At 39.8% G+C, this 6,948-nt stretch carries 8 protein-coding genes; all 8 read left to right on the top strand.

Annotated elements, in window-relative coordinates:
* The first annotated feature begins 741 nt into the window (after nucleotides 1-741).
* The 8 genes from KZZ04_RS16080 to KZZ04_RS16045 all read left to right on the top strand — a co-directional run bounded on the left by KZZ04_RS16080 (nucleotide 742) and on the right by KZZ04_RS16045 (nucleotide 6,941).
* The gene (locus KZZ04_RS16080; RefSeq protein WP_219423173.1) at nucleotides 742-1,674 is read left to right on the top strand and encodes a CHAD domain-containing protein; all 933 of its coding nucleotides are present in this window, start codon (nucleotides 742-744) and stop codon (nucleotides 1,672-1,674) included.
* Nucleotides 1,675-1,699: 25 nt separating this feature from the next.
* Nucleotides 1,700-2,599 carry a DUF350 domain-containing protein gene (locus KZZ04_RS16075; RefSeq protein WP_219423171.1) on the top strand — a complete coding sequence of 300 codons (900 nt, stop codon included), beginning with the start codon at nucleotides 1,700-1,702 and terminating at the stop codon, nucleotides 2,597-2,599.
* A 3-nt stretch (nucleotides 2,600-2,602) separates the two neighbouring features.
* Complete coding sequence (locus tag KZZ04_RS16070; protein WP_219423169.1) at nucleotides 2,603-4,324, top strand: polyamine aminopropyltransferase; 1,722 nt, start codon at nucleotides 2,603-2,605, stop codon at nucleotides 4,322-4,324.
* Nucleotides 4,325-4,404: 80 nt separating this feature from the next.
* A complete protein-coding gene (locus tag KZZ04_RS16065) occupies nucleotides 4,405-4,818 on the top strand; it encodes a YjfI family protein (protein ID WP_006793818.1) in 414 nt (137 codons plus the stop codon).
* A 24-nt stretch (nucleotides 4,819-4,842) separates the two neighbouring features.
* Nucleotides 4,843-5,535, top strand: a complete 693-nt coding sequence (locus tag KZZ04_RS16060; protein WP_006793819.1) for a PspA/IM30 family protein — start codon at nucleotides 4,843-4,845, stop codon at nucleotides 5,533-5,535.
* A 73-nt stretch (nucleotides 5,536-5,608) separates the two neighbouring features.
* Nucleotides 5,609-6,247, top strand: coding sequence for a hypothetical protein (locus KZZ04_RS16055; protein ID WP_058552777.1), 639 nt, complete (start codon nucleotides 5,609-5,611; stop codon nucleotides 6,245-6,247).
* Nucleotides 6,244-6,564, top strand: a complete 321-nt coding sequence (locus tag KZZ04_RS16050) for a hypothetical protein (protein WP_058405885.1) — start codon at nucleotides 6,244-6,246, stop codon at nucleotides 6,562-6,564. Before KZZ04_RS16055 ends, KZZ04_RS16050 begins: the two co-directional genes overlap by 4 nt.
* A 191-nt stretch (nucleotides 6,565-6,755) precedes the next feature.
* Nucleotides 6,756-6,941, top strand: a complete 186-nt coding sequence (locus tag KZZ04_RS16045) for a hypothetical protein (protein WP_058552775.1) — start codon at nucleotides 6,756-6,758, stop codon at nucleotides 6,939-6,941.
* The last annotated feature ends 7 nt before the right edge of the window (nucleotides 6,942-6,948 follow it).

Here is a 6,948-nt window from a genome sequence, read left to right as displayed (position 1 = left end):
CAGTAGTGAAACGAAACAGCGCCGATGATAGTGTAGCATTTGCTATGTGAAAGTAGGACATTACCAGGCTTCAAATAAGCGAAACCCGTTACAGCAATGTGACGGGTTTTTTGCTATCTGGGGTTTAGTAAATAGCTAAGAGAGCATGTCGAACTTAGTAGTCAAACAAAACAGCTCGAAGGCGAGCCCCGACACAATGATAGTATCCCATTTGCTATGTGAAAGTAGGACATTCTACTGCGTAGCGCACCGACTTCAAATACAAGAAAGCCCGATTCGAAAGAGTTGGGCTTTTTTACGTCTATAGAAAAGTAAAATTAAGCATTTTCTTCTCTAAAGCGCAGCGCCTCTGTGTGAACAGTGTTTTGGCTATCCAATACATTAACCGATAATAGTGCAACATTTCACGGTGGCTCTCCACCGCGGTGGGCACCACGACATTCTAATGCGTAGCGCACCGACTTCAAATAAGCGAAACCCGTTACAGCAAGTTGATGTTTTTTTTACTGTTTGGGATAAAGTAAACACCAAGCTAAGATCCACTCCTCAAAGATTTTAATCAGCGTAAAAATTAAGTTTTATATCAAGTGCTTGGAACATAAGCTTTTACATTTAGCTGTTGTATTTTGTTATTCGTATTATTCTTTACATCTCTTCTCATTTTGTTGCAATTTCATTCTTGGCTTACTAAGTGAGCTGTGTAAGACTACTGATGTTAATTTAGTAAATCAGGTGACATGAATGTCGAATAGTAAAGTTTGGAAACTTATAGGCCTGTTTTGTTTGTTTACGGTGCTTGTAGGATGTCAATCTAAAGAAGAGCAATTGCAACAAACAATCCAAGAGTCTATAAAAAAAGCGGATGCTGAGCTATCACAGTTAGGTAGTGCGCTAGATAATGGCAGTATACGCAATGCTGTATTACTTAAAGAGTATGGTGCGCTTCTAAAAAAACAACAGCCAGAACTTGCAAATGTTGTTGATGTAATTACCTTAGATGCCTCACGCCAAGGTGCACTTTATAGTGGCTTATCACAGCGACTTAAAGAGATTAAAAGTACCTACTTAATTCCTCCATATGAAGATACTTTACACAGTATCGATCTTTTACGCGAAGCAGCAAAGCCGACTCTGTTTTCTGATGCGTTAACCGATCCTGTAAATATGCTAGCTGACATGTCGAATGGGTCATTGGCACGTGTTGGTGCTATTAGCCAGCAAGCTGAAGGCGAAGGGGTAGGCAACCAAATGGTCGGTAACCCTAATTATGGAAACTGGCAAACTAATAGCAGTGGCATCAGCTTTTGGCAGTGGTACGGTATGTACCGGATTTTGGGTGATGTATTTGACAGGGTTGAATATGGAAGCTGGAGTAAACGCCGTAAGTATAGTTATTACAATGACTACGGTCGTTACCGCTACTCAAGCCCTAAACAAATTAAAACACAAAGCGCATTAGAAACACGCACACGTCAAACATACCAACGTCAAGGCAAGCAATTCACAAGCCCTTATGCGAGTAAAAAGACGGGGGCTTCAGGTTTGAGTCGCAGTAGTTATACACCGCCTAAAAGCCGTAGCAGTTACTCGCGATCAAGTAGCTATAGTAATAGCTCCGGTTCGGTTCGTGACAGTGGTAGCAGAACCTCTCGTGGCGTGAGCCGTGGTAAGTAAAGAATAAAGTTGGAGTTATAATAATATGTACGAATTTAATGGAATAACTATGTGGTCGCTGCAAGCATTGGCAATCGACTTCGCTGTAATTGTGTTGTTATTTGTGAGCCTTAAATACATTAAAGGCTGGGTGTCTAATTTACATGCCAATGATGAAATTACCGAGCGCGATAACTTTGCATTCGGAATAAGCTTTGCTGCTGGTTTAGTTGCGCTTGCAATTGTATTAACGGGTGTTAGTAGCGGGGCGTTTGCTGCAACACTTCAGCAAGAAGCGTTACAAATGATTGGTTATGGCGCGCTTGCTATCGTATTAATTAAATTAGGTCACTTCTTTCAAGATAAAGTAGCGCTGCGTAAAGTAAGTCTGCACGATGAAATAGTCAAAGGTAATGTTACTGCGTCAATTATTGATTTTGGCCACGTAGTCAGTGTTGCAGTGGTTATACGCTCTGCATTGCTGTGGGTTGCTACAGAAGGATGGCATGGTTTACCTGTTGTTATTGCAGCATTTGTTATTGGCAGTATTGTATTATTGTTTGTGAGCCAATACAGAGTTATGTTATTCAAGCGAACCAATAAAAATGGCGATTGTCTTCAACAAGCTATCATTGATGATAACTTAGCCGTTGGCATTCGTTACGCTGGCTATTTAGTGGGAAGTGCATTAGCTATCACAGCTGCGACGGGTATTGCTCCTTACGCTGCTGATAATATTAATGCTAGTTTATTGTATTGGGCTGTTAGTGCAATTGTGAGCTTGGTTGCGTTTATTATTCTGCACTTGGTGACTATTAAAATAATTTTATCGGGCTGTGATATTTCTGATGAAGTTAACCGTCAAAAAAATGTGGGTGTAGCAGCTATTTCTGCAGCTGTGTCGTTTGCTGTAGGCATCACAATGGCAACTTTATTAGGCGCATAATCAGTGTCAACTACAACCCAAAGCCCAAGTAAGTCACGCTTACTTGGGCATGATATATTACTTATTACTGTAATGGCCGTGCTCGCTGGGTGCGGTCTTATTTATGAATACTTACTCTCTCATTACGCTGGTCGAGTATTAGGCTCTGTAGAAAGTGCTATTTACGCTATGATTGGTACCATGATAGTTGCCATGGGGTTAGGGGCATTTTTAGCGCGTTGGTTTAAAGATGCCTTTACCGCATTTGCTTGGTTAGAAAGCATAATTGCTTTGATTGGTATGGGCTGTATTTTAGCGATAGCCAGTGTCATTGCGGTTAGTTATTCACTTCCTCATCTATTTTCAAGTATTTTTAATCTGCCCCCTGATGTTGTGCTCAATGGTTACGTATTTCAAAAGCTGCAAGAATGGTCGCGCTTTTTGCCTTATGTATTTGGCTTAATTTTAGGATTATTTATTGGCATGGAAATACCGCTTATAGCGCGTATTCGTCAGCATGTGTATGGCCGATTCTTAGAAAATAACGCGGGTACAATTTATGGTGCAGACTATATTGGTGCAGGTATTGGCGCAGCAATTTGGGTGAGCATAATGCTTGCTATGCCGATAATGCAAGCCGCCGCATGGACTGCTTTGTTTAATATTATTGCAGGTCTTGCCTTTTTATGGCGTTACCATGCCCATGTACGTTTTGCTAAAGCCTTATTGGTTTGCCATATTTTACTACTGGTGTTGTTTGGCTTTATTTTAGTACTCGGTAGTAGCTGGATGAATAGCCTAAGTAACGTGTTGTACAAAGATAAGGTTATTTATTCTCAAGCGACTAAATATCAACATGTTGTTTTAACCGAGAGGCTAAGCAAAAACCAAGCGCAACCTATTACCGACCTGTACTTAAATGGTCGCTTACAGTTCTCTAGTGTTGATGAACAAATATACCATTCAATGCTCGTTTATCCGGCTATGCTTGCCTCTAACCGTCACGATAAGGTGTTGATTATTGGCGGGGGGGACGGTTTAGCACTCAGGGATGTTTTAAAATGGTCAGTAAACGAAGTCACTCTAATTGATTTAGATGGACAACTACTTGATTTATTTGGTCATGAAGATAATAAGTTTCACTCACCAGCGGCTATTACGCAGCGGCTGGTAAACCTTAATAACGACTCAATGAAAGACCCCAGAGCAAAAGTTATTGTAGGTGATGCCTTTTTAGAAGTGGAAAAGTTACTCGATCAAAATAAACAGTTTGATACTGTTATTATTGATTTACCTGATCCAAATCACCCAGACTTGAATAAGCTTTACAGCGATTATTTTTATAATCACGTACGTCAGTTACTGGCTCCTGATGGGGCTATGGCCGTGCAATCAACGTCGCCGTATCATGCAAAAAAGGCGTTCTTAAGTATTGCCAAAACGGTAAAGGCGGCTGGGTTTGATTACGTGGAGCAATATCAACAAAATATTCCATCGTTTGGCCAGTGGGGATGGACAATTGCTACAAAAATGGGTCAACCAGCAAGTGCAAGAATAAATAATATAGACATTTTGCCGGTATCGTCACGATGGATAAGTAAAAAATATTTACTTGCAAGTTTTGCATTCCCTAATCAGTACTTTGAACAAATAAAAGAGATTGAGGTCAATAGGTTAGGGTCTGGTCAGCTTTATGATTATTACCGATCAGCATGGCAAATAGAAAGTGAACTGTATAAAAACTAACAAAACATGGTTGACATAATATGTCTCCCGTGCGAATCTTAACTCAGACATAATATGTCAAACAACACAAAGGCAGAGACATGGAACTAAACGAACTTTCAATAAAATTAGCTTCTTTTGAAACTGAAGGTGCTAACTTTGAGTCTTTCTTGATTGCCAATCCAGGTGAGCAAGATGTTTTACAAGTCATTGTTGATGGAAATGATGAACTTCCAATTTTTGTTACGCAAACTCAAGAGCAGTTGTTATGTATTAGCTACTTGTTTGGCGAAGACGAAGTAAAGAGTGAATTACGCAACGAGTTAAACGAAACATTACTACGTTTAAACGTGCCGATTCCACTAAGTGCATTTGCTAAAATCGATAATAAATACGCGATTTTTGGTGCACTGTCGGTAAATTCATCATTAGATGACGTTACCCACGAACTAGTGACATTAGCTGATAACGCTATTGACGCACTAGAAGCCGTGACCTTGTATTTAAACGATTAGTAACTAGTTAGTGGAGTTAAGATTATGAGTATATTAAAAAAATTATTTACAGCTGTACGTGGCGGTGCACGTGAAGCAGGCGAAGCAATTGTAGATGCAAATGGTATCCGTATTTTTGAACAAGAAATTGCGGATGCACAAAATGCACTTCACCGTGCTAAAAAGAGCCTGACAGAAGTAATGGCTAAAGAAATGCAGACTAAGCGTAAAATTAGCGCAGTAGATGCATCAATTGCCGAGCACGAGGCTTATGCAGGCCAAGCACTTGAAAAAGGCAATGAAGCTTTAGCATTAGAAATTGCTGAAAAAATTGGTGATTTTGAAGCTGAAAAGGCAGAAAATGAGCAAGTTTTAGCGGGCTTTAGCAATCACATTGTGACACTTAAGCAGCAAGTTAAAGATGCTGAAAAGTCGATTAAAGAAAACCAACGCCAACTTACTATGGTGAAAACCACTGAGAGCGTACAGCAAGCAACAATGGCTGTTAACAGTACACTTAATACCAATAGCTCGTCGATGACCTCAGCTCGACAATCACTTGAGCGTATTAAGCAACGCCAACAAGATCGTAGTGACCAGTTAGGTGCTGCAAAAGAGCTTGAGTCGGAAGTGAATGGCGACGATTTAAAAGCTAAAATGGCTGAAGCGGGTATTGGTGACACCAGTCCAAAAAGTGCTGACATTTTAGCGCGTATTAAAGCTAAGCAAAACGGCTAATAGTACGTACATTATAAATGAAAGGTAATTAAGCTGTGCTTAGTTACCTTTTTTGCTTAAGGGATGCTTCATTATGTTTAATTTTTTCAAATCTAAAAAAGAGCCAGAACGTCAGCTTAATCATGCAAGTGAGTTAAAAAAAGGCGACATGTTCACAGTGATCGATTCGTTCGCTTATCCGTCTTGGTTAAAAGGACAGACGTTGCGTGTTATTGATGTACAAACTTATCAATATCAGCACAGTAGTGACACTGAGTTTGTGCTTGAGACCAACAGCGGGCAAGTCGTATTTTTGCAAATTGCACAAGAAGACGGTGAGCAGTGGGCTAATTTTTCGATAAAAGTTCAGCGAGATGAAGTTGATGATATTTTCACTCTTGATGAATTTGCTCGTATTTTTGATGAAGAGTCATTAACGCATATTGCAGTTAAAAATACCCCCGAGCGTTTTATGCAGTTTTTGGCGAAGAGCTATCAACAAAGTGAATCTCCATTTGTATGTTATTTCCATAACAAAGATTTTCGTGGTCAAAGCTTACCGCGCTATGAACAAGACGGTGGTGAGCCCTGTGAAATGATATGTTTAGCATCACCTGATGAGGGGCATAGTTTAAATATTGAAATTTGGGATGGCGGCGAAACCGAAGTGTCATTAACTCTTACGCGTCCAATTACCGATATTGTGGATTTATTTCCTGGAGACGCGAAGTGAGTGATGCTAAAGATAAGTGGTTACGCCAAGAGCAGGCCGTGCGTGCTACACAAATGGCATTTGATTTAAGTAGCGATGTTCAAAAGCAAATAAAAAAGCAAGCAATTGACCAAGAGCTCACACCATCAGATATGATCCGGAAAATACTAGGCTTAGATGTAAAGTCAAAAAAAACGCGTCAGCGCTTATCGTTCAATTTAAATGACGATGAGATAGCGCAATTAGCGAGCCGTTTTGATGTACCCAGTGAAGATAAGCGTGCGGTAAAGCAACAAGTTGCAGAGCTTTTAATTGCGCATACTAAAAAAACAAAATAGTTAACCTGATCTCTGGGTAATGAATCTATATCAAGCAATTATTTCGGCTAGAGAATATCACGTTTGAAAAGGTTATTTTACATTGTACTCGTAAAGCGATTAACCAGAGTCTAAGTTAACTAAAGCAGTGCTTTTGCGTTCTTTGTATTAAGCCCTTACACTAAAGGTAACAACGATAAAGAAGTACTGCTTTGAATATTATACTGATTACTTACCTAATTATTTTTGCGTTATTTGGTACTGCAGCAAGTTATTTTGTGCGTTTTATATATGCGTACTGGATACTAAAAACAATGCCAATGAAATACATACTTAAAGCAGGGATATGCGTGCTGTTGGTCGTGGTTATTTCAGCGCTTATTCCGTACTTAAGTTAACGCTGAA

The organism is Pseudoalteromonas sp. CR1, from assembly GCF_019392235.1.
Taxonomy (GTDB): domain Bacteria; phylum Pseudomonadota; class Gammaproteobacteria; order Enterobacterales; family Alteromonadaceae; genus Pseudoalteromonas.
The sequence above is the reverse complement of the archived record's forward strand: the minus strand, read 5'-3'. Positions and strand labels throughout refer to the sequence as shown.